This window comes from Streptomyces sp. P9(2023), assembly GCF_032436795.1.
In the GTDB taxonomy this organism is placed as follows: domain Bacteria; phylum Actinomycetota; class Actinomycetes; order Streptomycetales; family Streptomycetaceae; genus Streptomyces.
Genome location: NZ_JAUPWM010000001.1, coordinates 80,394 through 105,181, shown reverse-complemented (window position 1 = coordinate 105,181; position 24,788 = coordinate 80,394). Strand labels below are relative to the sequence as shown.

Sequence of the window (24,788 nt, the reverse complement as noted above, 5' to 3'; positions counted from 1 at the left end):
GGATCTTGACGAGGAGCAGCACCCGTGACCACCGACCCGCGCGTCTCGCCGCCCCACCTCGGAGACGAGCGCGAGACCCTGCGCGCCTTTCTCGAATACCACCGCGCGACGCTCGCGATGAAGTGCGAGGGGCTCGACGACGAGCAGCTGCGGCAGCGGTCGATGCCCCCGTCCACGCTGTCGCTGCTCGGCCTCGTCCGGCACATGGCGGAGGTGGAACGGGCCTGGTTCCACCGGGTCTTCGAGGACGGCGCGGCCCCGATGGTCTGGTCGGACGAGATCGACTTCCAGGCCGCGTACGACGCGAGCCGGTCGACCCGGGCCGAGGCCTTCGGGGCCTGGGAGGCGGAGGTGCAGACTCGCGGCGGATCGAACGGGAGGCCGCCTCCCTCGACCTCACCGGACACCAGCCGAGGTGGGGCACGGAGGTCTCGCTGCGGATGGTGATGGTGCACGTGCTGCTCGAGTACGGCCGCCACAACGGCCACGCCGACTTCCTGCGCGAGGGCGTCGACGGCACTGTCGGCGCCTGATCGGACCCGCGTGACCGGCGGGTGTCAGTGCCGGGTGCGATGCTGCGGGGTATGGACGAGCTGATGCGAGGCCGCGTGTACGGCGCCGACCATGACGACCCGGACCCCGGCCCCCGACCGGGCCACGACTACCGCGAGCTGGTGGCCGGCCCCCTGGACGGCCTCCTTCTCGACGTCACCGGCTGGACGCGCCACCAGGTGGAGGAGGGTGCCGACCTCGCCACGGAGATAGGCGCCTACGGCCCCGGCGGCCACGCCCGGTACGGCCCGCGGGCGGGCGACGACCACCACTGGGACTGGGAGGGCGACACCCGCTAGCGCCCGGCCCGCGGCACGCCGTCAGCGCCCGGTGGACTCGGCGAGCGTGTGGGCGACGAGGGCGTTGGCGTGGCCGTGGCCCAGGCCGTGCTCGGTCTTCAGCCAGGCGACGAGCTCCATGTGCTTGGTGAGCGGCGAGGTGCGGATGAGCTCCTTCCACTCGGCGACGGGGCGGCCGTACTTCTTCTCGATCGAGGGGAAGTAGCTCGCGGGGCCCTTGGCGGTCTCGGTCATGTCGGTGGTGTCCCTTCAGGTGCGCTGTGATCTTGAATGGAAGACCGTAGGGCGACCGGGAACTCATCGGTACGCCGACGTGATGTGGATCACCGGGTGCTCCGATGAGGGCGCAGGCCCCGGGGCTGTGTCAGCGGCGTACGCCGAGGAGGTGCTCCAGGGCGAGCTGGTCGAGCCGTTCGAAGGCCATGGACCGCTCGGCCGCGGCCGTCACGTCGAAGTCCTCGTACGCACCGGTGTCCGCGAGAAGGCCGGCGAGGCCGTCGGGGGCGGTGGGAACGGCGAGTTCGGGCAGCCGGGAGGCGACGAGCGCCTCCTGAGCCTCGGGATCCGCGCGGAAGGACGCGGCGCGCTCCTTGAGGATCAGGTAGTTGCGCATGCAGTTCTTCGCGGACTCCCACACACCGTCGAAGCCGTCCGTCCGCACCGGCTTGAAGTCGAAGTGCCGCGGGCCCTCGTACCCCGCCGTCTCCAACAGGTCCACCAGCCAGAACGCCTGACGCAGGTCCCCGGCCCCGAAGCGGAAGTCCTGGTCGTACTTGATGCCCGACTGGCCGTTGAGGTCGAGGTGGAAGAGCTTGCCCGCCCAGATGGCCTGGGCGATGCCGTGCGGGAAGTTGAGCCCGGCCATCTGCTCGTGGCCCGTCTCCGGGTTCACGCCCACCAGTTCGGGCCGCTCCAGGCGCTCGATGAAGGCCAGCGCGTGACCGATCGTCGGCAGCAGGATGTCGCCGCGCGGCTCGTTCGGCTTCGGCTCGATCGCGAAGCGCAGCGCGTAGCCCTGCTCGGTGACGTACTCGCCGAGGAGGTCGAAGGCCTCCTTCATCCGGTCCAGGGCCACCCGGACGTCCTTGGCCGCGCCCGACTCGGCGCCCTCGCGGCCACCCCAGGCGACGTAGGTGGTGGCGCCCAGTTCGACGGCGAGGTCGATGTTGCGGATCGTCTTGCGCAGGGCGTACCGGCGCACGTCCCGGTCATTGGCGGTGAAGGCGCCGTCCTTGAAGACCGGGTGGGTGAAGAGGTTGGTCGTGGCCATCGGAACCCGCAGGCCGGTGCGCTCCAGGGCCGCGCGGAAGCGCTTGACCACGGCCTCGCGCTCGCTCTCCGACGCGCCGAAGGGGATGAGGTCGTCGTCGTGGAAGGTGACGCCGTACGCCCCCAGTTCCGCGAGCCGCTCGACCGACTCGACCGGGTCGAGCGCGGGGCGGGTGGCCTCGCCGAAGGGGTCACGGCCCTGCCAGCCGACCGTCCACAGGCCGAAGGTGAAACGGTCGTCGGGGGTGGGGGAGAAGAGCTCGGTCATGGTCTGTCCCACTTCCTGTGGTCCATGGGGAAAGAGGGCCGTGGCGAGGCCTGGTCCCTCTATTTGTTTTCTGAGATAACTAATACGGCACGGGCCGGTCCCGCGCCAGAGTGGTCACGCGGTTCGACGAAAGGTGAGACCCATGGCGGCGACGCGCACCGCATCCCCGGTCGTGATCGGCGTGGACAGCTCGACCCAGTCCACCAAGGCGGCCGTCGTGGACGTGGACACCGGCGCCGTACGAGGCCTGGGGCGGGCTCCGCACACGGTCACGGGGGCGGACGGAGCCCGCGAGAGCGACCCCGAGCAGTGGTGGTCCGCGCTGCGCGAGGCCGTCGCGGCGGCGCTGGCCGCCGCCGACGTGCCCGCGCGCGCCGTCACCGGCATCGCCGTCGCGGGCCAGCAGCACGGCCTCGTCGTCCTCGACGCGGAGGGGCGCCCGCTGCGTCCCGCCCTGCTCTGGAACGACACCCGGTCGGCGCCACAGGCCGCCGAGCTCACCGCCGCCCTCGGCGGCCCGGACCGCTGGCTCGCCCGCACCGGCTCGGTGCCGGTCGCCTCCATGACCGCCACCACCTGGCAGTGGCTGCGCGGCCACGAACCCGCCGTCACGGCCGCGACCGCGGGCGTCCGGCTGCCCCACGACTTCCTCACCGAGCGCCTCGCCGGAGTCGCCGTGACCGACCCCGGGGACGCCTCCGGCACCTGCTGGTACGACACGGCGACCGCCGCCTACGACCCCGGGATCCTCGGGCTCCTCGGCCTCGACCCGGCCCTCCTGCCCGCCGTCGCCCCGAGCGGCGCCACCCGCGTCGGCACGCTCACCGCGGCCGCCGCCCGCGCGCTCGGACTGCCGTCCGCCGTCGCCGTCGCCGCCGGTACGGGGGACAACATGGCCGCCGCCGTCGGCCTGGGGCTCGGCGGCGCGGGACTCCTCGACCATCCCGTCGTCAGCCTCGGCACCTCGGGCACCGTCTTCGCCGCCACCCGGACCCGCCCAGCGGCCGCCGGCGTGGCCGGGTTCGCCGCCGCCGACGGTACGTACCTGCCGCTCGGCTGCACCCTCAACTGCTCGCTGGCCGTGGACCGGTTCGCCGGGCTGCTCGGGCTCGACCGCGAGGACACCACACCCGGCGACGGGGTGGTGGTCCTGCCGTACCTCGACGGCGAACGCACTCCCGACCTGCCGCACGCCACCGGGCTCGTCACCGGGCTGCGCCACACCACGACCCCGCGCGCCGTGCTCGGCGCGGCCTACGAGGGCGCCGCGTTCACCGTGCTGCGCGCCCTCGACGACCTCCTCACCGCCTGCGGCCTCGACCCCTCGGACGCGGCGGTACGGGACCGTCCGCTGCGCCTGATCGGCGGCGGCGCCCAGGGTCGCGCCTGGCGGGAAACGGTCCGCCGCCTCTCGGGCCGGTCCCTGGTGGTCCCCGCCGCGACCGAACTCGTCGCCCTCGGCGCGGCCGCACTCGCCGCCTCCGCCGCGACCGGCGAGGACCCGGTGGGGCTCGCCGCGGCCTGGGGTACGGGCGAGGGTGAGACCCTGCCGGCGGTCGCGCGCGACGAGGAGACCTGGAACCGGATCGCCTCCGTCCTGGATCGCGCGACGCCCAGCCTCCTGAGCTGAGATGGAGTGGCTCAGGAGGCGGCGGCCGGGGGAACCACCGCGACCGGGCAGTGGGCGTGGTGCAGGACGGCGTGGGCGACCGAACCGATCAGGAGCGACGTGACCCGGTGTCTGCGGTGGCGGCCCACCACCACCAGGTCCGCACTGCGGGAGCCCTCGACGAGTCGGCCCGCCGCGTCCGCCGGTACGACGGTGGGGGCCACCGTGACGTCCGGGTACCGCTCGGTGAAGGGCCGTAGCCGCTCGTCCTGGAGGCGGACGGTGTCCCGTACGAGCTCGGGGGTGTCGCCGTCCAGCGGGAGCGCCGGCGGCACCTGCAGGGCAGGGGCGGGCGGCCCGACCAGCATCACCGGCGACGGCGGCAGCCGGTAGGCCGTCACCACCTCCAGGGTCACGCCCCGCTGCTCGGCGGCATGGAAGGCGAAGTCGAGGACCTCGTCGGCGGTCTCCTCCGGGTGGAGTCCCACGAGAACCCTGCCCGCCTCCGCGCCGTCCTCCGGAGTCACGGTCCGCGCCTCGTGCGGCACCACGACGACCGGGCACGGCGCGGACGAGGCGAGGGACCGGCTGACGGAGCCGAGCAGCAGACTCGCGAAGCCGCCGCGCCCACGGGAGCCGGTCACCAGAAGGCGCGCGGTCCGGGCCGAGTCGAGGAGCGCGTCGGGCACCGTGCCGTCGAGCGACTCGTACCGCACCGGCACCCGGGGCGTGTCCTGCCCCTCGATCCAGGCGGCGACGCCGTTGAGGACGGTGTCGGGGATGTTCGGGCTCTCGCCGAGCGAGGAGATCCGCGCTTCTCCCAGCTGGAGCGCCTCGGAGCGGACATGGGCGACGACCAGGGGAACGCCGAGCTGTTGCGCGGCGGCCAGCGCCCACGCCAGAGCCCGCTCGCTGTGCTCCGACCCGTCCACACCGACCACAACCGGCTTTTCATCCATAGAGGAATGATTACCCCTATTTCGGACGCCCCGCCCGGGTCTGCGCGCTCGGCGCGTCGAGCGGTCCGGCCGAGCGGGTCTACACGCTCGGCGCGCCGAGGTCGTAGCGCTCCTTGACCAGTTCCAGGTGGATCCAGCTCTCGACCGTACGCACGCCCGGCAGGGCACGCATCGCGTCGAGGGCCGCCCGGACCGAGCCCAGCGAGTCCGCCGTGATCGTGCCGACCAGCTCCGCGCGTCCGAGGCAGGCCGACAGGAACGTGACCTCGTCGCGCGCGGCCAACTCCCGTGCCACGGGCTCCCGGCCACCCTCCACCCGTACCGCGAATCCGCACGCGTGGCCCAGCCCCAGCACCTCCGGGCGGACCAGCGCGAGCACCCTCACCACCCCTCCGTCGAGGAGGCGGAGGGTCCGGGCGCGCGTGGCGCCGGGGGAGAGCCCGACCCGCTCGGCCAGCTCGGCGAAGGGGAGCCGGCCGTCCAGTTCGAGGGCGTCGAGGATCCGCAGGTCGATGTCGTCCAGGTCCGGGGCGGCCGGCTCGTCGGCCAGCAGGTACGGGTCCTTGAGGTGACGGGTGCCGATCAGCGGGTCGACCAGCGCCACGCCCGGCACCGAGCGCACGCGCTCGATGGCCCGCTCCAGGGCCTCGAACCCCTCGGTGCGCAGCTCGGTCATGATGGCGTGCCGCCCGGCCGTGAGGCTGACGAAAGGGGCCTCGGGCAGCTCCGCGACGGCCCGCGCGACCGGCTCCGCCGCGCCGTCGACGTCGATCGAGAGGTGCGCCGTGGCGGTCAGTCCACGGACTGCCGGGTGGACGACGGCGACGACCCGGACCGCGCCCGATTCCAGTAGCCGCTGGACGCGGGCCCGGGTCGCGGGCCGGGACAGGCCGACGTGCTGGGCCAGCGTCTCGTACGCCAGGCGCCCGTCGGACTGCAGCGCGCGCACGACGGCCAGGTCGATGGGGTCCAGGTCCACCCGGTGATCTCCTCGATTTCGGCGGCCCGAGCGGCTGCCGAGCCCGGGTCCGAGGCCATTCTCGACCACCGCCCGGTGCGGCGGGCCCGTTCGTGACGTGGGTCACCGGCGAGCGAGGCGTGCGCCACTGGACAGCCTGTACGGATGAAACGTAAGTTCATGACGTCATCAACCGACGGATCGGCCGTTTGGAGCCGTGCGACCGGAAGGGGGTCGGGTGCAGCAGCCCGTCGCCGTATTCACCGACACCGACGACCTGGACCCCGAGCCGGGCGCCCGGCTGCTCACCGAGGCGGGATTCGCGGTACGCGTCGCCGGGACACGGGACCCCGACGCCCTCGCCGAGGCCGCCCGGGACGCCGTCGCCCTGATCGTCGGCTACGCGCGGATCGACGCCGCGCTCCTCGACCGGCTCCCCGGGCTCCGGATCCTCGCCACCATGTCCGCGGGGTACGACATGGTCGACACGGCCGAGGCACGTCGCCGCGGCCTGTGGGTGGCGAACCTCCCCGACGCCGCGACCGAGGACGTCGCCGTCCACGCCCTGGCCGCCACGCTGTCCATGGTCCGCCGGCTCCCGCAGGCCGACGCCGTCGTCCGCTCCGGCGGCTGGAACGCGGAGTTCACCGCCCAGGCCCGACTGCCCCGCCGGGCGAGCGAGTTGACCCTCGGCCTGGTCGGACTCGGCCGGATCGCCCGCGCCTTCGCGACGCTCGCGGCCCCGGTCTTCGGCCACGTCGCGGCCCACGACCCGCACGCCGACCCCGCCCACTGGCCGGCCGGCATCGCTCGTTACGACGACCTGGCTGAACTGGCGGCCGCGAGCGACGTCCTCTCCCTGCACGTCCCGCTCACCCCGGCCACCCGCGGCCTGGTCGACGCGACCCTGCTCGGCCGGCTGCGTCCCGGCGGTTTCCTGGTCAACGTGGCGCGCGGCGAACTGGTCGATCCCGACGCGCTGGTGAGCGCCCTGGACGTGGGCCGGCTGGCGGGCGCGGCGCTCGACGTGCTCCCCGTCGAACCACCCCCGGCGGACGACCCGCTGCGGCGCCACCCCCGTGTCCAGCTCTCCCCGCACAGCGCCTTCCTGTCGGACACCTCGCGCCGCGCGTACGTGTGCGGACCGGCCGAGAACGTCATCGTCTGGCACCGTACGGGCCGCCCGCTCACCCCCGTCGTCGACCCCACCCGCACCCCCGTGCCTCTCGAAGGAGCCGCCCGATGACCACTGCCGTCACGCAGAGCCGGACCGCGGAGGAGCTTCGACTGCGCCGGGAACTCGCCGCCGTCTACCGGCTGGTGGCCCACTTCCGGATGACCGACCTGATCTTCACCCACATCTCGCTGCGGCTGCCCGGCCCCGAGCACCACTTCCTCATCAACCCCTACGGGCTGCTCTTCGAGGAGATCACGGCCTCCGACCTGGTGAAGATCGACCTCGACGGCAACCCCGTCGAACCGACCCCGCACCCCGTGAACCCGGCGGGGTTCGTCATCCACAGCGCGATCCACGCCGCCCGCCCCGACGCGCACTGCGTCCTGCACACCCACACCAAGGCAGGCTGCGCCGTCGCCGCGCAGGAGGGCGGGCTGCTCCCGCTGAACCAGATGTCGATGGAGTTCTACGACCGCGTCGGCTACCACGACTACGAGGGCGTCGCCCTCAACCTCGACGAACAGCGCCGCCTGGTCGCCGACATCGGCCCGCACCCCGCGCTCGTCCTGCGCAACCACGGCCTGCTGACGGTGGGCGAGAGCGCGGCCCAGGCGTTCCTGCGCATGTACTACCTGGAGCGGGCCTGCGAGATCCAGCTCGCCGCCCAGGCGAGCGGTGTCCCGCTGACCGTCCCGCCGGCGGAGGTCTGCGAGTACACCGCCCGCCAGCTCACCGGCGAGGCGACGTCCGACTTCGAGGACGACGGCGCGTACGACCTGGCCTGGGCGGCGATGCTCCGCCTCCTGGACCGGACCTGCCCGGAGTACCAGGACTGACTCCCCGGCCCGGCCGCTCGCCGCTACCGCAGCCCGGAGACCTTGAAGACGGTCTCCGCGGTCTCCCGGTCGATACGCCGGGAGAGTTGGTCCAGTGCGGTCGCGCCGCAGAGCAGCGTGCCCCGGGCCGACGAGCCGCGGGCGTCCGTCGCCAGGAGGTGCCAGAGCGCCGGGTTGGCCACGAGCACGCGCGGGTCGATCTCGGCCCGGCCGTCCTCGGTGTCGCGCAGGACCAGGCGCTGGGCGACACCGTTCGACCAGCGCACGGAGCACAGCCGGTCGGTGCGGACGGTGTGCCGGGCCCACAGGCCGCGGACGGTGAGCCGGCCGGGGGCGGCCGACACGCGCGCGGGCAGGAGTATGACGAACAGCAGGGCGGCGAGGCCGATCCAGAGCACGGCGCGGGCCGTGGCCAGCGCGCCGGTGCCGGCGTCGATCGTCAGGGAGAGGGCGAGGAGGAGGGCCGCGCATCCGGCCGCGGCGCGGGCCTCACCGGCCCATTCCTCGTCGTGAACTTCGAGAACGTCGAGAACCTCGTGCGGGTCGAGAACGTCGTGAACGTCGAGAACCTCGTGCGGGTCGTGAACTTCGAGCGGGGCGGACGCTGCGGACGTGCCGTGCGCGCGGGGCGCGACCGGGGCCTGACCGTCGACAGCCGACGAGTGCTCAGAAGGGTCCATGACAGGCACGCTAGGCCCGCCGACGGGCCTCACCGGCCCCCTTGACGACCCGTATACGAGCCCCTGACGAGCCCTTGCCCAGGGCCCGTTGCCCGGCCCCCGCACCGGACCCGTTGTCAGGCCCCGCGCCCCGGCCCCTCCCCCGGGCGCGGCGCCCCGGCAGCGCATACTGGGCGCGGCGGGACCCGAGAGGCGGCAGCAGTGAGTCAACAGAACGACCGGTACGACGTCGTGGTGGTCGGCGGCAGCGGAGTGGACACGGTCATCCGCGTCGACGCCCTGCCCGTCCCCCTCGCCGACTCGGTCCACGTCGGACCGATCGAGGAGTGGCCCGGGCACACCGGCGGGAACGTGGCCCTCGGCACCCGGGCCCTCGGCCTGCGGGTGGCCCTGCTCGACTGCGTGGGCGACGACTGGATCGGCACACTGGTACGGCGCCGGATGGCCGAGGGGGACGTCGAGTTCCACCCGGTGATCTCGCCCGCCGGCACCCGGCGCGCGGTGAACCTCGTGGACGCGACCGGACGCCGGATGTCCTTCTACGACGGCCGTGACCCGGCCGACCTGCGTATGCCCCGGGAGCACTACCTGCCCCGGCTGCGCCGCGCGCGCCACGTCCACGTCTCGATCATGAACTTCGCGCGTTTCCTCTACGACGACATCGAGGAGCTCGGCGTCACCGTCTCCACCGATCTCCACGACTGGGACGGACTGGCGGACCACCACCGGGAGTTCGCCCTCCGCTCCGACCTCGTCTTCCTCAGCGCGGAGGGCGCGGGCGACGGCACGACGGCGCTGATGCGGGAGATCCTGCGCGAGGGCCGCGCCCGGACGGTCGTGGCCACGGCGGGCGCGGACGGCTCCTACGTCCTCACCCGGGACGGGAGCTCCACGCCGCACCACGTCGCGGCGGTCGCCCCGTACGCCCCGGTCGTGGACACCAACGGCGCCGGCGACGCGTTCGTCAGCGGTTTCCTCTACGGCAGCCTCGCCGGGCACGATGTCCTGACCTGTGCCCGCCTGGGAGCCGTCTCCGGAGCGCACGCCTGCACGGCGCCGGGCTCCACGGCACTGATCACCTCCGAGACCCTGCTGGCGGCGGCGGAGGTCCGACCGGCAGACGCCTGACCGGCCGACGGCGCCCGTCCGAGTGGCGGCTCGGGCGGGCAGCCGTTGCGATGGGGGGCATGAACGAGCGCGCTGCCCGCTGGTGGGCCGAGTTGCCGCCCGCGGCGGGCTCCGCGGTCTTGGCCACCGGCATCCTCTCGGTCGGCTTCCATCTGACGGGCGCCGAAACGGTGTCCCGCGTACTGCTCGGCCTCGCGGGCGCCCTGTGGGCGCTGCTCGCGTGCGAATTCGCCACCCGGCTGCTGTGCAGCCGCCGCCGTTGGGTGGCCGAGGCCGACACCCCGCCCGCGCTGACCGCCGTGGCCGCCACCACCGTGCTCGGTGCCCGCGTGGTGCTCCTCGGGTGGACCGACCCGGCCGCCGTGCTCCTTGCCCTCGGGGCGGTGCTGTGGGCGGTGCTGCTCGCGGCGGTGCTGACCCACCTGCGGCGCCGGATGCCCGGCGGCGTCTTCCTGATCTGTGTCGCCACCCAGGGCCTGGTGGTCCTGGCGGCCGCCCTCGCCCCGTCGGCGGGCGACTGGCTCGCCCGGACGGGAGCGGCCTTCTTCGTCCTCGGGCTGCTGCTCTATCCGGTGGCCCTGTTCCGGTTCGACCTCCGGCAGGTCACCCGGGGCGCCGGCGACCAGTGGATCGCCGGCGGCGCCCTCGCCATCTCCGCGCTTGCCGGCTCCAAGCTCCTCGCCACCGGCGTCTGGGCGGGTTCGGCCGGCCACACCGCCCTGCGGACGACCACGTTGATCGTGCTGGCCGCCGATCTCGGCTGGTACGCCGTCCTGCTCGGCGCCGAGCTGCTGCGGCCCCGCCCGGGCTACGACGTACGACGCTGGGCCACCGTCTTCCCGATGGGGATGACGGCGGTCGCCTGCCTTTCCACCTCGACGGCGGCCGCCGTCGGCTGGCTCGACGGCCTCGGACGGGTCCTTCTCTGGGTCGCCGCGGCGGCGTGTCTCGTCACTCTCGTGGGGACCGTCGGCTCCGTGACGTCAGGCAAGCCGTTCGTCGCGTCGGGAAGCGACTTTCGATGACTGCGACGGGTGCGTGGCGGGCGCGATCATCTTGGTGAAGTCGACGACGCCCGCAATCCGGCAAGCTGACGCCCCCCGCTCTCCGTCAGCCCGCGAACGGCGCCAGCGTCGCGAACTCCGGGGTCACCCGCACGCCCTCGGCGAGCGCCGCGAGGGTGTTCCTGACCCGGGTGAGGGGGTGGTCGGGGAAGTCGGTGTCGTAGCGCGTGTGGTCCGCGGCGTGGAACGGCAGTCCGCCCTGGACCTCCGGGGCGTAGGGATGCGCCCGGAAGAAGGCGTCCGGACCCACCTGGGCCATCACCATCGCCTCGCGCATGCCCGTCATCCCGCGCTCGGGCGCCTGGATCTTCACCACGGTGCTGCACTCCGCCCGCGGCACGGTGAAGCTGCCGATGAAGACCTGCCCGTTGGGCTGCCCGGGCAGCGGCAGCTTGAGTATCTGGCGCAGCGCGGGCAGCTCGCCCAGCGTCTTCACGGAGGCCTCGATCAGCCCGCCGCCGGCGTCCGCGGTGAGCCGGGTCAGCCCGGCCCGCAGCGACGGGCCGTCGTCCAGCGACGCGGGCAGATCCGGGCGTAGCCCGAAGAAGTGCAGCGACAGCACGTCGCCCGCGTCACTGACCCACACATCGGGTTCCACGGCCCGGAATCCCGGCAGTTCGACACCCACAAGAGCTCTCATGACCGCAGATGATGGCGCATGGCCCCGGCTCGTGTGAAAGGAGGGGGGCATGGCCGGTCCGAGCTCACGGAGCGAGCGTGCCGTCCAGGGGCGGCACCTACCGGCGGGACGCCTATCGGAGGGACGCCTGGTGGAGTGCGTCCGGGCCGATCGGCAGGGTGGGCAGCGGCCGCGTCCGCTGCGGCGCGACACCGAGCGGGGCGGTGGGCCGGCCGGCGAGGGCGCCGTCGACATGGGCGTAGAGCGCTTCCGTGATGGGATCCGGCAGCGGTTTGCCCTGCTCGTCGAAGCGCTGGTACTTCATCAGGTTGTAGCCGATGGCGACCTGGCGACGGCCGTCCTCGCTGGACAGCGCCCAGGTACCGGCGCCGAAGACCGCGCCGTCGTGACCCCAGTACCAGCCGCCGTTGGGCATCTTCAGGGTGTAGATGCCCAGGCCGTAGCGCATCAGCGGTTCCTCGCCCGGCTCGGTCTCGTACGCGGGGACGGTGGTCTTCATCTCGCGCAGCTGCGCCGCACCGAGCAGCCGGCCGCTGAGCAGCTGGCGGTAGAAGTCGTTGAGGTCGCTCGTCGTCGAGACGAGCGCGCCGGCCGTGCCCGCCCACGACATGTCGGCGACGCTGTAGTCGCGCGGCGGGTCGATCAGGCCGAAGAACGACTCGTACATCCTCGCGTGCGGCCCCTTGATGGACGGCGAGCTGGGGAAGTACGTGTGGCGCAGCCCGGCCTTGCGGATGACGTTCCGGGTGATGTACGCCTCGGCCTGCTGGCCGGTCACGCGCTCCAGGATCAGCCCGGCCAGGATGTAGTTGGTGTTGGAGTACGAGTGCGTCCCGCGCTCCGCGACGGGCGGGGCGGCGAGGCCGAGCCGGGCGAGTTCCTCCGGAGCGATGCGGCGCAGCCGGTTCTCGTCGAGGGCCTTGCCGGGGTTCTCGAGGATGCCGGGGAAGGCGGGCAGGACGTAGTCGGCTATGCCACTGGTGTGGTTGAGCAGCATCCGTACGGTCACCTGCCGGCCCTGCTCGCCGGGCACGACGTCGGGGATGTAGCGGCCGACGGGAGCGTCGAGGTCGATGCGCCCGGCGCCCGCCTGCTGGAGGACGGCGACGGCCGTGAACGTCTTCGTGATGCTGCCGACCCGGTGCTCGAAGTCGGGCCGGGTCGGGCGGCCGCTGTCGACATCGGCGATGCCGGTGGCCCCCTGCCACCGCGCCGGACCGTTGCGGACCGCCGAATAGGCCCCGTACATCCCCGCCTTGTGGAAGGCGTCGAGCGAGCCGCGCAGCGCCGCGCGGTCGAGACCGTGGCGGGCGTCGTGGGCCGCCATGGCGGACACGGCCGTGCGGGAGCCGGGTTCCCCGGCGACGGCGGCCTGTGCCGGTAACGCCGTGGCGGAGAGCGCGACCAGGGTCGCCGCGGCGACGACCGAACGGGGAGCCCTGCGGGACGAAGTCATGGATGGTTCCTGCTTCCCTCGATGGTGACGGTCGTTCCATCCTGGTCGCCGTCTCCCCGCACGCCCTCCGCCCTCAGGAGGATCTTGCTCATCGGAACCCGTGACATTTGTCAGGAGTCCCGTCCATGGTGGATAAGCGGTCGGTGGCACACTGGCCGCTGATCGTTCCAAGGAGCCCCACGTGCCGATAATCCGCAATCTGAAGCGCACGGTCCGCCGTGCCTACCGCCGGACCGTCGATCTGAGCCACCCCGCCCGCTCACCGCTGGGCAGCTCGGTGGTCAACTGCGTGGTGTACGAGGACGGGGCGCGGCAGCGCGGGGCATGCCCGGCGGACGAGGCGGTGCGCCGGGTCCGCAAGTCCGGTGACGGGTTCGTCTGGATCGGGCTGCACGAGCCGTCCGTCGAGGAGTTCGCCGGGCTCGCCGAGCTGTTCGGGCTCCATCCGCTGGCCGTCGAGGACGCCGTCCACGCCCACCAGCGGCCGAAGCTGGAGCGGTACGACGACACGCTCTTCGCCGTCTTCAAGACCTGCCGGTATGTGGAGCACGAGGAGCTCACCGCCACCAGCGAGGTCGTCGACACCGGTGAGCTCATGGTCTTCACCGGACCGGACTTCGTCATCACCGTCCGGCACGGGCGGCACGGTTCGCTCGGCCCGCTGCGCGAGGCGCTGGAGGCGGACGCCGAACAACTCGCCAAGGGGCCGGCGGCCGTTCTGCACGCCATCGCCGACCGTGTCGTCGACGACTACCTCGCCGTCGCAGACGCGGTCCAGAACGACATAGACGCCGTCGAGACGGCCGTCTTCAGCGAGCAGGTCTCCCGCGGCGACGCCGGCCGCGTCTACCAGCTCAAGCGGGAACTCCTCGAACTCAAGCGGGCGGTGGCCCCGCTCGACCGCCCGCTGCAGGCCCTGGCCGCGCAGCCGCTGCCGCTGGTCACGCCGGAGATCCAGCCGTACTTCCGCGACGTCGCCGACCACCTCTCCCGGATCGCGGAACAGATCACGTCCTTCGACGCGCTCCTCGACTCGATCCTCCAGGCCCATCTGGCGCAGGTGACCGTCGCCCAGAACGAGGACATGCGCAAGATCACGGCCTGGGCGGCGATCATCGCCGTGCCCACGATGGTCTGCGGCGTCTACGGCATGAACTTCGAGCACATGCCCGAGCTGGGCTGGACCTACGGCTACCCGCTCGTCGTCGGCGTGATGGCCGTGGCCTGCCTCCTCCTCCACCGCAGCTTCCGCCGCAACGGCTGGCTCTGAGGACCCCGCCGGTCCGGGCCGCGGTGCTCAGATCCGGGCGCGCAAGGCCGCGGTGTGCTCCCGTACCTGATCGGGCGTGAGGTACGCGTCCGTGTACTCGAAGTCCTTGAGCGTCCCCGACCGGGACGACAGGAATCCCGTACGGACGAAGTCGTCCCCGGCCACGGCGTTGAGCAGCCAGTTCGTCATCACCCGGGTCTTGGCGACATTCGTCCGCAGCGCCGCCCAGTGGTACGCCCGCGCCACCGCCTGCGCGGGCGTGCCGTGCAGCTCGATCCCGAGCGGCTTCGAGACGGCGTCCCGCCCGCCCAGGTCCACCACCAGGCCGAGATCCCGGTGGTGGTACGGGTAGGTCGGCTCGCCGCGCAGGGTCGCGACGAGGTTGTCGGCGACCTGCTTGCCCTGGCGCATCGCGTGCTGCGCCGTCGGCGGGCAGATCGCCCCCTCCTCGTTCTTGGCCAGGTCCGGTACGGCGGCGGCGTCGCCGAGGGCGTGCACACCGTCCAGACCGGGGACCACCATGTCGGGCCCGACCACGAGCCGGCCCCGGTTCGTCTCCGCCTCCAGCGTGCCGATCAGCGGGCTGGCGGCGACGCCCGCCGTCCAGATGAGCGTGCGGCTCGGCAGCACCCGACCATCGGTGAGCGTCACCGCCTCGTCGTCCACGGAGGAGACCGACACGCCGAGCGAGACCTCGATCCCGCGCCGCCGCAGGATGTCCAGCGCGGCGGCGCCCAGCTTGTCGCCCAGCTCGGGCATGAGCTTGGGCGCCAGGTCCACCAGATGCCACTTGATCAGCGCCGGGTCGAGGCGCGGATAGCGCTGGACCGCGTTGTGGGTCAGCCGCTGCAGACAGGCGGCCGTCTCGGTGCCCGCGTATCCGCCGCCGACCACCACGAAGCGCAGCCGCGCCGCGCGCTCCGCCTCGTCCTGGCCCGCGTCCGCCAGATCGAGCTGGGCGATCACGTGGTCGCGGATGTAGACCGCCTCGGCGAGCGTCTTCATGCCCCGCGCGTGCTCGCTCAGCCCCGGGATGTCGAAGGTGCGGGTCACACTGCCGGGCGCGAGCACCAGATGGTCGTACGGTTCGCCGACGAGTTCACCCGTGATCGTCCGTACGACACAGACCTTCGCCTTCGTGTCCACGCCGACCGCGCCGCCGGGGATGATCCGCGTGCGGTGCCGCCTGCTGCGCCGCAGCGACAGGGCGACCGACTGCGGGGTCAGCACGCCGGCCGCGACCTGGGGGAGCAGCGGCAGATAGAGCTGGTACGAGAAGGGTGACAGCAGCGAGACCTGTGCCTCGCGCGTGGCCAGGCGTCGCTCGAGCCGTCGTACACAGGCGATCCCGGCGAAGCCGGCGCCCACAACGAGAATCTTCGGTCGAGTCACGGAGCCCGCCTCCCGGTTCGTCGGTCGTTGAGACCTGACTAACCTCTCGGGCCGCTCGGGAACCCGGACTGTCCGCCGAGCGGGTGACGGCAAAGCGAACCGTAACGGTAACTCTCCGGGCATAGTGTGATAGAAGGGACAGGCAGGGTGGGGGTGTGAGAACGGAGCCGACGGCCGTGGGGAGACCCGAGGACACAGAGACCACCGCGCACGAGGCGGTGTTCGGCGTCGCAGACTCCGTCGTTCTCCTCTTCGACGAGGGCGGGACGGTCGTCGGACGCCCCTACGCGGCCGAGCGGCTGCTCGGCTACCCCGCGGCGGAACTGAGCGGCCGGCGTGTCGACTCCCTCCTCGCCGGCGACGAGACCGGCCGGCTGCCCGGCATCCTCACGGTCTCGGCGCGCGACGGCGGCTGGTCCGGCGTCCTGCTCGCCCGCCACCGGGACGGCCGTACGATCGCCGTCGACGTCACCGTGCTTCCCCTGCCCGGCGAGGCGGGCCCCGCCCGCTGGCTCGTCGTCGCCGTCGGCGCGGCCCCGTCGCGGCAGTGGACCATGGGTCCCGCGCTCCTCGAACGTATGGTCACCCAGATGCCGATCGGGCTCTGCTTCGTCGACACCGAGCTGCGGTGCGTGTGGTCGAACACCGCGCTGGAGCACTTCGGCGGCGGCACGGTCGAACAGCGGCGCGGCAAGCGGCTCGCGGAGATCCAGCCCGGCATGAACGCCGAGGTCGTGGAGTCGAAGATGCGCCAGGTGCTCGCCACCGGCGAACCCGTCGTCGCGTACGAGCACGTGGGCCGCACCCGTGCCTACCCCGGCCGGGACCACGCCCACGCCATGTCGTTCGTCCGGCTCGACGACGACAACGGCCGCGCCCTCGGCGTCTGTTACGGGGTCGTCGACATCACCGACCGCTACCGGGCCCGGCTCCGCCTCGCGCTCATGGCCCGGGCCAGCGAGCGCATCGGCCGCAGCCTGGACGTCCTGGGCACCGCCCAGGACCTCGCCGACGTGGCGGTCGCAGGACTGGCCGACTTCGTCGCCGTCGACCTCCTGGACACGGTCCTCCGAGGCGCGGAGCCGTCCCCCGGGCCGACGGCCGCCGCCACCGCCGTACGGCTGGTGCGGGCCGGCGTGCAGACGGTCCGCGGGAGCGGGGTCGAGGTGCTCGCACAGCCGGGCGAGCCGTGCGCGTACCTGCCGTCCTCGCCGCAGATCGCCTCCCTGGCCCACGGCCGCTCCTGGCGCGCCGCCCGGCTGGACGCCGCGACCCGGCAGGCGTCCCTCCCGATCCCGATGCCCGTGGCGGAGCCCGAGGAGGGCCAGGAGGGCGTGAACCCGCCGGAGCCCGCCGACCTGGCGGAGGCGGCGGGCCCGTCAGACGCCCCTGGCCCGTCCGAGACACCCGAAGCGCCGGCGGCCGGCGCTCTCGAACCGCATACGGCGATCGTCGTGCCGATCCTCGCCCGAGGCGTCACCCTCGGGGTGGCCACGTTCCTGCGCGCACGGCGGGACGAGGAGTTCGACGAGGACGATCTACGGCTCGCCGAGGAACTCGTCGCCCGCGCCGCCGTCTGCCTCGACAACGCCCGCCGCTACACCCGCGAGCGCGCCGCCGCGCTCGTGCTCCAGCGCAGCCTCCTGCCGCACGGCGTCCCGGCCCAGGAGGCCGTCGACGCGGCCTCCTTCTACCGCCCCGCCGACGAACTGTCCGGCCTCGGCGGTGACTGGTTCGACGTCATCCCGCTGTCGGGCGCCAGGGTCGCCCTGGTCGTCGGCGAGGTCCTCGGCCACGGGATCGAGGCCGCCGCCACCATGGGCCAGCTCCGTACCGCCGTACGGACCCTCGCCGACCTCGACCTCAATCCCGAGGAGCTCCTCGCCCACCTCGACGACCTCGTCGTCCAGGTGACCCGCGAGGGGACCGCGACGGACCTCGCCGGCGCGGCGAACCCCGCGGGCGTCGGGGCCAGTTGTCTGTACGCGGTCTACGACCCGGTCAGTCTGCGCTGCGACCTGGCGAGCGCCGGCCACCTCGCGCCCGCGGTCCGCGCCCCCGACGGCACCGTCACCTTCCCGGAACTCCCGCCCGGGTCGGCCCTCGGCCTCGGCGGGCTCCCCTTCGAATCCGTCGAGCTGTCCCTCGCGGAGGGCAGCGTCCTCGCCTTCTACACGGACGGACTGATCGCCGCGCCGGGGGCGGGCAAGGAAGGCCTGCGCCGGGTCCTGGAGTCCCGGGACCTGCCGCTCGACGAACTCAGCCGCAGCGTCGTCGAGGAGCTGGCGCCCAGCAGGCCGTACACCGACGACGCGGCCCTCCTCCTCGTCAGGACCCGCGGTCTAGCGGCCGGACGGGTCGCCGTCTGGGACCTGCCCGCCGACCCGGCCGTCGTCGCCCGCGCCCGGGTGATGGCCGCCCGCCAACTGGCCGCGTGGGGCCTGGACGAGCTCGCCTTCACCACCGAACTCGTGGTCAGCGAGCTCGTCACCAACGCCATCCGGCACGCCTCCGGACCCATCCGGCTGCGCCTCATCCTCGAACGCACCCTGATCTGCGAGGTCTTCGACGCCTCCAGCACCTCGCCGCACCTCCGCCACGCGCGTACCACCGACGAGGGCGGCCGGGGGCTCTTCCTCATCTCCCAGTTCACCCGGCGCTGGGGGACCCGCTACACGGCCGAGGGCAAGGTGATCTGGGCCGAACAGCCGCTGGACAGCGAAGGCCCGGCCCCGGACCCGGCCCTGGACGCTTTCCCGGACCCGGCCTTGGACGCTTCCCCGGACCAGGCCTTCGATCCGTCCTCCGGCAGCGTCCCCAGTCAAGATCCTTAATCGATTGTCCGGCCTGTGCCGCCCGTGCGAGGGTGTGCTGCCGCGCGGAGGGTCCGACGGCACCGAGAAGGAGATCCACCTGTGCGTGCGGGCGCCGACCACCACACCGTCGTGACGGACAGCGGACCGGTGCGCGGCACGGTCACCGACGGGCTGCGGATCACGCTCGGCATTCCGTACGCCGCACCGCCGTTCGGCGCCGGGCGCTTCCGGGCCCCGCGGCCCGCCGAACCCTGGGACGAGGTGCGGGACTGCACGCGCTACGGACCGGTCGCACCGCAGTCGGCGGAGCTGCCGGGCTCCCCGGTCTGGCACCCCGACCACGAGGGCGTACTCACGCTCAACGTCTGGTCCCCGACGGAGAGTTCCGCTCCACTGCCGGTGATCCTCTGGATCCACGGCGGCGCCTACACCTTCGGCTCCTCCGCCCAGCCCGACTACGACGGGTCCGCCCTGGCCCGGGCCGGCACGGTCGTCGTGACCTGCAACTACCGTCTCGGTTTCGAGGGCTTCGGCCATGTGCCGGGCTTCCCCGACAACCGGGGACTGCTCGACCAGATCGCCGCGCTGGAGTGGGTGCGCGCCAACATCGCGGCCTTCGGCGGCGACCCGGAGAACGTCACGGTGGCGGGACAGTCCGCGGGCGGCGGCTCGATCGCCTCTCTGATGAGCAGCGCACGGGCCGACGGCCTCTTCCGGCGCGCCATCGCGCACAGCGTCCCCGACGCGTTCTTCCGGCCGGAGTTCGCCGAGCGCATGACCCGTGAGGTGGCGGAGGCGGCGGGGATCGCCCCGACCGCCCAGGGCCTGCTCTCCGCGACGCCGCAGGCCCTCGTCGACGCCTCGGACCGGGTGGTGGCACGGTACGCCGGTGATCCGGCGGCCGGGCCGCTCCACTACGACACCGTCCTCTACGGCCCGGTCCTGGACGGCGCCCTGCTCACCCGCGACCCGCTCGACGCGCCGGCGGCCCACGTCGACCTCCTGGTCTGTCACACCACCGAGGAGTACTGGCTCATGCACCGGGTGGGCAGCATGCCGTCGGTCACCACGGACGTCGGCCTCGACCGGTTCGCCGCCGACTACGGCCTTCCCACGAGCCTCGTCGCCGCCTACCGGGCCCTCATGCCCGACGCCCCGGTCCTCGACGTCTACCTCGCCCTCGCGAGCGACGCGGTCTTCGCCGTCCCCACCGCCCGGTTCGCCGAAGCCCATGCCCGGACCCGCGCCGCCGCCCACGCCCGCGTCGGCGGCGGTCGTACCTTCGTTTCCCGCTTCGACCGGCGCCGTACCGGCCCCGACGGCGGCAGCCCGGTGCGTGCCTGGCACGCGGCCGACGTGCCCTTCGCCCTCGGCACGCTGGACGCGACGGGTGTCGAGTTCCTGACCGGCGGCCCCGTCGACGCCGACGACCACGCCCTGTCCCGCCGGATGGTCGACGCGTGGGCCGCCTTCGCCGCCACCGGCGACCCGGGCTGGGCCCCGGTCACCGACCCCGCCGCGCCCACCGTCCACGTCTGGGACGTCCCCAAGGACCGCACCGAGGGCCCGAGCACTACGCACGCGCTCTGGCACGACGTACGCATGGCCCCGCCGTCGCTCCCGTGACCCGCACGGGATAATCAGGGCGTACACAGAACGCTGCGCGGCAGCGCAACAGGCGACAGGCCGCGCCCCGGGAGGGGAGCGGCTGGAGACGGAGAACCCATGGACGTCCGGCACTTCGAGCGGATCACCGCGTTCATCGAGGACCGCCTCCGGCCGCTGTTCGACCCCGAGAACGGCAGCGACCACGGATTCGGGATGGACGACACCTCCCGCGCCCTGCGCGCCCTCCTCGGCACCGTCAAGGCCGCAGCCGCCGTCAAGGGCCTCGCCGAGCAGCGGGCGGCGGCCGACCCGGCACTCCGCAACATCATCGACCAGGCCCTCGAACACAACTGGGACGTCCTGCGTGGTGTCGCCCGCAACTGGGAGGACCACCCCGACTTCGTACGCGACTTCAAGCGCCACGCCTGGGAGCTCGACGAGACGTCCGCCGTCGGCTGAGCAGCCGTCAGCAGGGCGTGCGGCGGTCCGCCTTCTGCCCCGGTCGGGTGAGTGCGCGGCTCACCCGACAGGCGGGGTCGCGGACCGGGTACGTATCGCGGCATTGCCGTCCGCCAGTGTCGGAGGATGCTGCCCCATGCCTGTCAGGAACGTCCGTCCCGGGCCGCGCGTGCTGACCGCCGCGCTGTGCGCGACCCTCGCGCTCATCGGCTACGTGAAGCTGTCGCACGAGCAACCCGAGCCGAAGGCTCCACCCGGCGCCCGGGCGGCTGCCGCCAAGAACGCCGGCCCCGAAGCCTCGTCCGCCTCCTCCGTCCCACCCGCCTCGGCGGGCGATCCGGCGTCCCCTGGCACCGTCCCGGCCTCCGTCCCGCCCGGCGTCGGCCCCGTGACGCGGACGCGGATCCCGGACGGTACGAGCCAGGTGTTCGTCGTGACCGGCCGTACCCAGGACTCCAACGTGGCCACGGCCTCGCTCTACGAGCGCGACGGCGCGGGGAAGTGGAACCGTACGGCCGGGCCCTGGCCCGCGCACAACGCCCTGCGCGGCTGGACGGACGACCACCGGGCCGGCGATCTGCGCACCCCGACCGGGGTGTTCCGGCTCGGCGACGCGGGCGGACGGCTGCCCGACCCCGGGGCGAAGCTGCCGTACGACCAGGACGAGGAGTTCGTCTCCCCGGGCGTCGGCTTCCTCGGCGAACCGCTGGAGGGCTCGTTCGACTACGTCGTCGCCATCGACTACAACCGCGTCCCCGGCACGACCCCCCTGAACAAGGAGCGGCCGCTCGGCCTGGAGCGGGGCGGCGGGGTCTGGGTGCACGTCGACCATGGCGGCCCCACGCAGGCGTGCGTCTCCCTCACCGCCGACGTCATGCGCGAGTTCCTGCGCGCCCTTGACCCGGCCAGGGAACCGGTGATCGTCATGGGCCCTGCGGCCGAGATCGGGCGGTGATCAGGCTCGCTGACAGCGCCCGCCGCGGCCGGTCAGGCGCTGTCAGCGCCGGGTCGGCACGCTGTCGGCGCGCCCGGGCATCGTCGTGGTCATCGAGAACGACGACACCCGATACGGAGACCACACCATGAGCGTCACCAGCCTCAAGAGCGCCGACAGCGTCGAGAAGTCCCCGGCCGCGCTGGCCGAGTTCGTCGGGCGGACCGTCACCCAACACGCCATCCCCGGCGTCACCGTGGGGATGTGGGCCGACGGCCGGGAGACCCCTTCCAGCTGGGCTCGGCGAGCAAGACCTTCACCGCCACCGCGCCTGATGCGCCTCGTCGCCGACGGCCGGGTCGAGCGGACGCGCCGGTCCGCCGGTACGTGAACACCGGTGACGGCGACGACGCCCTGGCCGCCTTCGTGGTGAAGACGGCCGAGTTGGAGTTCATCGGCCGGCCCGGCGAGCGCGCCTCGTACAGCCAGGCCGGGTTCAACCTGCTCGGCCGCCTCCTGGAGAACGTCACGGGTCTGACGTACGAGCGGGCCATCGCCTCGCTCGTGTGCGAGCTGCTGGGTCTCTCCAACAGCTTCTTCGGCATGGCCGACGTCATGACCCGGCGGTTCGCCGGGGCAACAACCCCGGCGGCGGACGTCTTGCGCTGGGCGCAGTTCCAGCTCGGCGACGGGCGTACGGAGAACGTCGAGCGGCTCCTGCCGACCGAGCAGCTGCACCGGATGCGGGAGCGTACCGTCGAGTTGCGCGGCGGCAACGTCGGTGACGGCTTCGGCATCTGCTGGTTCCTGCGCGAGGTGAACGGCGTGCGGACGATCGAGCACGGCGGTTCGTCCAACGGCCAGTTCGCCGAGCTGGTGATCGTTCCCGAGCGACGCGATGACCTGACCGTCGCCACCGACGGGGCGGGGCTGACCCTCGGGACCGTGATCGAGCCGGAGATCCGGGCGGCGGCCGACTTCGAGATGCCTGCGGACTACGAGGCGGCCCCATGGGCCTGCTGCCCGGCGACGGCGACGAGTTCATCGTCACCGCCGGTGGACTCGCGGGCCGGCGGGGCCTCTTCTCGCGCGACGCGAGCGGCGCCGTCGCCGGCATCGACCTCGGCGGCCGGGTGGCCGCCGCCGTCGCGTGACGGCCGGTCAGGTGTCCGGTCAGCGGTGCGGCCCGTCCGGTGTGACCGGAACTCATCGCTTCCACCCCGGATCATGCGTCAAATCCCGTCACGTACCGAAGGTATCCGGCCACCTACCTCGCAGAATTGTCACTCTGTGGAGATCGCCGGTAACTTCATGCCGTCGCCGCCACACCAGGGGCACAAGGCCCCGACGGGACTAGCGGCCCGAAGGACATCTCCTCACTTGACGACGACAGCGACCGACAGCTTCAAGGTCCAGCCGTACACGCAGCACTGCCAAGTGATCCACACCGAAGGCGACCACGCGGTCATCGGCATCTCCCCGGGCAACGGATACTTCTCCGCCCAGCGGGTGGCCGATCTCGCCGACTGGGGACTCCGCTCCTTCCAGCAGGTCGACCTCATCTACACCGACCTGCACGTCGCCGACATGTACGAGGCTCTCGGCTACCCGCCGGACGAAGCCCGCCGCAAAGCGGTCAAGAACCTCCGCGGCGTCCGCGCGAAGGTCAACAACGCCGTCGCCGCCACCGACCCCGGCGGCGAACGGCTCCGGGGGCGCCCCATGTCCGCGCTCCTCGACATCCCCGCCTACCGGCAGCTGCGCAAACACCTGGACGACCTGCTCGCCACCGACGCCGAGTTCCTCGCCGCCTGCGACCGGCTGGTCGAGGCCTTCCTCGCCTCGAAGGTCCTCGGCGGACAGACCCCGACCGCCCGCCAGCGCGAGGTCTGCCTCCAGTACGTCTGCGCCGAGGCACCGCTCTTTCTGGACACTCCCGCGATTCTCGACGTGCCCTCCTCCCTCAACTGCTACCACCAGCTCCTGCCGATGGCCGAACTCCTCTACTCCCGGGGCTCCGGACTGCGCGCCTCCCGCAACCAGGGCCACGCCATCGTCACCCCGACCCTCGGAGACCACGATGACCACCACTGACACGCTGCTCGACTTCCCGTTCTCCGCCCGCGGTGACCGACTGCCGCCCGAGATCGAGTCCCTGCGCGCCGAGCCGGTCAAGCGGGTCCGCACCATCGCCGGCGACGAAGCCTGGCTGGTCTCGTCCTACGAGCTCTGCAAGCAGGTCCTCGAAGACCCGAGGTTCTCGCTCAAGGACACCTCGGCCCCCGGCGTACCCCGCCAGTACGCGCTGACCATCCCGCCCGAGGTGGTCAACAACATGGGCAACATCACCGGCGCCGGACTGCGCAAGGCCGTCCTCAAGGCCATCAACCCCAAGACGGACGGCCTCACCGACTGGATGCGCGACCACGCCGGCCAGTTGGTCGACGGACTCCTCGCCTACGGACCGCCGGTCGACCTCCGCGGCCGGTTCACCAACCCGTACGCCGAGAACCTGCACTGCCGGATCCTCGGCATACCGGAGGCCGACGCGCCGCGCCTCGCCGCCAGCCTGGACATCGCGTTCATGAACTCGGCCTGCCCCGTCACCGGCGCCCGGCTCAACTGGGACCGCGACATCGCGTACATGGTCGAGCGGCTGGACGACCCGGCGACCACCGGGCTGATGGCCGAACTCGCCGCCCTGCGCGGCAATCCCGAGTACGCCCATCTGACGGACGAGATGCTCGCGACCGTCGGCGTCACCTTCTTCGGCGCGGGCGTGATCTCCACCATGGGCTTCCTCACCATGGCCGTCTTCTCCCTGCTCCAGAACCCCGACGTGTGGGAGCGGCTGCGCAAGGAACCGGACCGGATCCCCGCCGCCGTGGACGAACTCCTGCGCGTCAACCTCTCCATCGCCGACGGGCTGCCGCGCCTCGCCCTCGAAGACGTCACCCTGGGGGACGTCGAGGTGCGGAAGGGGGAACTCCTCCTCGTCCTCGTCGAGGGAGCCAACACCGACCCGGCGGTCTTCCCCGACCCGCACACCGTGGACATCGACCGGCCGAACGCCGGCGCCCACCTCTCCTTCGGCGGCGGCGGCCACTACTGCCCGGCCACGGCCCTCGGGAAGAGGCACACCGAGATCGCCCTGGAGGTCCTGCTCGACCGGATGCCCGACCTGCACCTCGCGGTCCCGGTCGATCAACTCGTCTGGCGCACCCGCTTCATGAAGCGCATCCCGGAACGGCTGCCGATCGCCTGGTGACCACCATGTGATCCGACATCCGACATCCAATGTCCAATATTCGATGTCCAATATCCAATATCCGATCGGACGCTGCGCACGCCGACCGCCGTCGCCCCCGGCCACCCGCCGGGGGCGACGGCGTTTCCGGTGGGATCCCGTACCCC

22 protein-coding genes and 1 pseudogene are annotated in these 24,788 nt (G+C 72.9%); 15 read left to right on the top strand and 8 right to left on the bottom strand.

Going from position 1 to position 24,788, the window contains the following annotated elements:
• Positions 1-24: 24 nt before the first annotated feature.
• A pseudogene (locus tag Q5762_RS00545) lies at positions 25-533 on the top strand (DinB family protein).
• Between the two features lie 51 nt (positions 534-584).
• Entirely contained in the window at positions 585-851 is a 267-nt protein-coding gene (locus Q5762_RS00540; RefSeq protein WP_315889859.1) for a hypothetical protein, read from the top strand.
• Positions 852-872: 21 nt separating this feature from the next.
• Here the strand turns inward: Q5762_RS00540 and Q5762_RS00535 are convergent, their stop codons facing one another.
• Positions 873-1,085 carry a DUF4287 domain-containing protein gene (locus tag Q5762_RS00535; protein ID WP_315889858.1) on the bottom strand — a complete coding sequence of 71 codons (213 nt, stop codon included), beginning with the start codon at positions 1,083-1,085 and terminating at the stop codon, positions 873-875.
• Positions 1,086-1,215: 130 nt separating this feature from the next.
• A complete protein-coding gene (gene xylA, locus Q5762_RS00530; protein WP_315890232.1) occupies positions 1,216-2,388 on the bottom strand; it encodes a xylose isomerase in 1,173 nt (390 codons plus the stop codon).
• A 142-nt stretch (positions 2,389-2,530) separates the two neighbouring features.
• Between xylA and xylB the strand changes: the two genes are divergently transcribed.
• Positions 2,531-4,018: a xylulokinase gene (gene xylB / locus Q5762_RS00525; protein ID WP_315889857.1), complete on the top strand. Its 1,488-nt coding sequence runs from the start codon at positions 2,531-2,533 to the stop codon at positions 4,016-4,018.
• A gap of 11 nt (positions 4,019-4,029) precedes the next feature.
• Here the strand turns inward: xylB and Q5762_RS00520 are convergent, their stop codons facing one another.
• Together Q5762_RS00520 and Q5762_RS00515 are read right to left on the bottom strand one after the other, a co-directional pair.
• Complete coding sequence (locus Q5762_RS00520) at positions 4,030-4,956, bottom strand: universal stress protein (protein ID WP_315889856.1); 927 nt, start codon at positions 4,954-4,956, stop codon at positions 4,030-4,032.
• A 79-nt stretch (positions 4,957-5,035) separates the two neighbouring features.
• Positions 5,036-5,935 (bottom strand): Lrp/AsnC family transcriptional regulator, encoded by a 900-nt coding sequence (locus Q5762_RS00515; RefSeq protein WP_315889855.1) that lies wholly within the window; start codon positions 5,933-5,935, stop codon positions 5,036-5,038.
• A gap of 217 nt (positions 5,936-6,152) precedes the next feature.
• Between Q5762_RS00515 and Q5762_RS00510 the strand changes: the two genes are divergently transcribed.
• Positions 6,153-7,160 carry a C-terminal binding protein gene (locus tag Q5762_RS00510; protein ID WP_315889854.1) on the top strand — a complete coding sequence of 336 codons (1,008 nt, stop codon included), beginning with the start codon at positions 6,153-6,155 and terminating at the stop codon, positions 7,158-7,160.
• Complete coding sequence (locus Q5762_RS00505; RefSeq protein ID WP_315889853.1) at positions 7,157-7,927, top strand: class II aldolase/adducin family protein; 771 nt, start codon at positions 7,157-7,159, stop codon at positions 7,925-7,927. Before Q5762_RS00510 ends, Q5762_RS00505 begins: the two co-directional genes overlap by 4 nt.
• A 23-nt stretch (positions 7,928-7,950) precedes the next feature.
• Here Q5762_RS00505 and Q5762_RS00500 read toward each other — a convergent pair whose 3' ends face one another.
• On the bottom strand, positions 7,951-8,607 hold the full coding sequence (locus tag Q5762_RS00500; protein ID WP_315889852.1) for a hypothetical protein: 657 nt from the start codon (positions 8,605-8,607) through the stop codon (positions 7,951-7,953).
• Between the two features lie 201 nt (positions 8,608-8,808).
• Here Q5762_RS00500 and Q5762_RS00495 point away from each other — a divergent pair, with 201 nt between their 5' ends.
• Positions 8,809-9,735, top strand: coding sequence for a PfkB family carbohydrate kinase (locus Q5762_RS00495; protein WP_315889851.1), 927 nt, complete (start codon positions 8,809-8,811; stop codon positions 9,733-9,735).
• A 50-nt stretch (positions 9,736-9,785) separates the two neighbouring features.
• On the top strand, positions 9,786-10,760 hold the full coding sequence (locus tag Q5762_RS00490) for a tellurite resistance/C4-dicarboxylate transporter family protein (RefSeq protein WP_399494103.1): 975 nt from the start codon (positions 9,786-9,788) through the stop codon (positions 10,758-10,760).
• Positions 10,761-10,845: 85 nt separating this feature from the next.
• On the opposite strand, the gene Q5762_RS00485 is transcribed toward Q5762_RS00490, so the two are convergent.
• Positions 10,846-11,439 (bottom strand): hypothetical protein, encoded by a 594-nt coding sequence (locus Q5762_RS00485; RefSeq protein WP_315889849.1) that lies wholly within the window; start codon positions 11,437-11,439, stop codon positions 10,846-10,848.
• 112 nt (positions 11,440-11,551) lie between these two features.
• Positions 11,552-12,895, bottom strand: coding sequence for a serine hydrolase domain-containing protein (locus Q5762_RS00480; RefSeq protein ID WP_315889848.1), 1,344 nt, complete (start codon positions 12,893-12,895; stop codon positions 11,552-11,554).
• Positions 12,896-13,076: 181 nt separating this feature from the next.
• On the opposite strand from Q5762_RS00480, the gene Q5762_RS00475 reads away from it, so the two are divergent.
• On the top strand, positions 13,077-14,165 hold the full coding sequence (locus Q5762_RS00475; RefSeq protein WP_315889847.1) for a magnesium and cobalt transport protein CorA: 1,089 nt from the start codon (positions 13,077-13,079) through the stop codon (positions 14,163-14,165).
• A gap of 27 nt (positions 14,166-14,192) precedes the next feature.
• Here Q5762_RS00475 and Q5762_RS00470 read toward each other — a convergent pair whose 3' ends face one another.
• On the bottom strand, positions 14,193-15,557 hold the full coding sequence (locus Q5762_RS00470; protein WP_315889846.1) for an FAD-dependent oxidoreductase: 1,365 nt from the start codon (positions 15,555-15,557) through the stop codon (positions 14,193-14,195).
• A 176-nt stretch (positions 15,558-15,733) separates the two neighbouring features.
• On the opposite strand from Q5762_RS00470, the gene Q5762_RS00465 reads away from it, so the two are divergent.
• From Q5762_RS00465 to Q5762_RS00435, 7 genes are all read left to right on the top strand, one after another.
• Positions 15,734-18,391, top strand: a complete 2,658-nt coding sequence (locus Q5762_RS00465) for a SpoIIE family protein phosphatase (protein WP_315889845.1) — start codon at positions 15,734-15,736, stop codon at positions 18,389-18,391.
• An 81-nt stretch (positions 18,392-18,472) separates the two neighbouring features.
• A complete protein-coding gene (locus tag Q5762_RS00460; protein WP_399494100.1) occupies positions 18,473-19,999 on the top strand; it encodes a carboxylesterase/lipase family protein in 1,527 nt (508 codons plus the stop codon).
• Positions 20,000-20,098: 99 nt separating this feature from the next.
• Positions 20,099-20,440, top strand: coding sequence for a hypothetical protein (locus tag Q5762_RS00455; protein WP_315889844.1), 342 nt, complete (start codon positions 20,099-20,101; stop codon positions 20,438-20,440).
• A 136-nt stretch (positions 20,441-20,576) separates the two neighbouring features.
• The gene (locus tag Q5762_RS00450) at positions 20,577-21,395 is read left to right on the top strand and encodes a hypothetical protein (RefSeq protein ID WP_315889843.1); all 819 of its coding nucleotides are present in this window, start codon (positions 20,577-20,579) and stop codon (positions 21,393-21,395) included.
• A 127-nt stretch (positions 21,396-21,522) separates the two neighbouring features.
• Positions 21,523-21,765, top strand: coding sequence for a hypothetical protein (locus Q5762_RS00445; RefSeq protein ID WP_315889842.1), 243 nt, complete (start codon positions 21,523-21,525; stop codon positions 21,763-21,765).
• The gene (locus tag Q5762_RS00440; RefSeq protein ID WP_315890230.1) at positions 21,669-23,468 is read left to right on the top strand and encodes a tRNA-dependent cyclodipeptide synthase; all 1,800 of its coding nucleotides are present in this window, start codon (positions 21,669-21,671) and stop codon (positions 23,466-23,468) included. The genes Q5762_RS00445 and Q5762_RS00440 overlap by 97 nt, the downstream gene beginning before the upstream one ends.
• Positions 23,455-24,642: a cytochrome P450 gene (locus tag Q5762_RS00435; RefSeq protein ID WP_315889841.1), complete on the top strand. Its 1,188-nt coding sequence runs from the start codon at positions 23,455-23,457 to the stop codon at positions 24,640-24,642. Before Q5762_RS00440 ends, Q5762_RS00435 begins: the two co-directional genes overlap by 14 nt.
• The last annotated feature ends 146 nt before the right edge of the window (positions 24,643-24,788 follow it).

What these genes read in the sequence shown, in the direction of transcription:
- Q5762_RS00540 (WP_315889859.1), top strand. Translation starts at nt 585, where the DNA reads ATGGACGAGCTGATGCGAGGCCGCGTGTACGGCGCCGACCATGACGAC.
- Q5762_RS00535 (WP_315889858.1), bottom strand. Translation starts at nt 1,085, where the DNA reads ATGACCGAGACCGCCAAGGGCCCCGCGAGCTACTTCCCCTCGATCGAG.
- xylA (WP_315890232.1), bottom strand. Translation starts at nt 2,388, where the DNA reads ATGACCGAGCTCTTCTCCCCCACCCCCGACGACCGTTTCACCTTCGGC.
- xylB (WP_315889857.1), top strand. Translation starts at nt 2,531, where the DNA reads ATGGCGGCGACGCGCACCGCATCCCCGGTCGTGATCGGCGTGGACAGC.
- Q5762_RS00520 (WP_315889856.1), bottom strand. Translation starts at nt 4,956, where the DNA reads ATGGATGAAAAGCCGGTTGTGGTCGGTGTGGACGGGTCGGAGCACAGC.
- Q5762_RS00505 (WP_315889853.1), top strand. Translation starts at nt 7,157, where the DNA reads ATGACCACTGCCGTCACGCAGAGCCGGACCGCGGAGGAGCTTCGACTG.
- Q5762_RS00500 (WP_315889852.1), bottom strand. Translation starts at nt 8,607, where the DNA reads ATGGACCCTTCTGAGCACTCGTCGGCTGTCGACGGTCAGGCCCCGGTC.
- Q5762_RS00490 (WP_399494103.1), top strand. Translation starts at nt 9,786, where the DNA reads ATGGGGGGCATGAACGAGCGCGCTGCCCGCTGGTGGGCCGAGTTGCCG.
- Q5762_RS00485 (WP_315889849.1), bottom strand. Translation starts at nt 11,439, where the DNA reads ATGAGAGCTCTTGTGGGTGTCGAACTGCCGGGATTCCGGGCCGTGGAA.
- Q5762_RS00480 (WP_315889848.1), bottom strand. Translation starts at nt 12,895, where the DNA reads ATGACTTCGTCCCGCAGGGCTCCCCGTTCGGTCGTCGCCGCGGCGACC.
- Q5762_RS00455 (WP_315889844.1), top strand. Translation starts at nt 20,099, where the DNA reads ATGGACGTCCGGCACTTCGAGCGGATCACCGCGTTCATCGAGGACCGC.
- Q5762_RS00450 (WP_315889843.1), top strand. Translation starts at nt 20,577, where the DNA reads ATGCCTGTCAGGAACGTCCGTCCCGGGCCGCGCGTGCTGACCGCCGCG.
- Q5762_RS00445 (WP_315889842.1), top strand. Translation starts at nt 21,523, where the DNA reads ATGAGCGTCACCAGCCTCAAGAGCGCCGACAGCGTCGAGAAGTCCCCG.
- Q5762_RS00435 (WP_315889841.1), top strand. Translation starts at nt 23,455, where the DNA reads ATGACCACCACTGACACGCTGCTCGACTTCCCGTTCTCCGCCCGCGGT.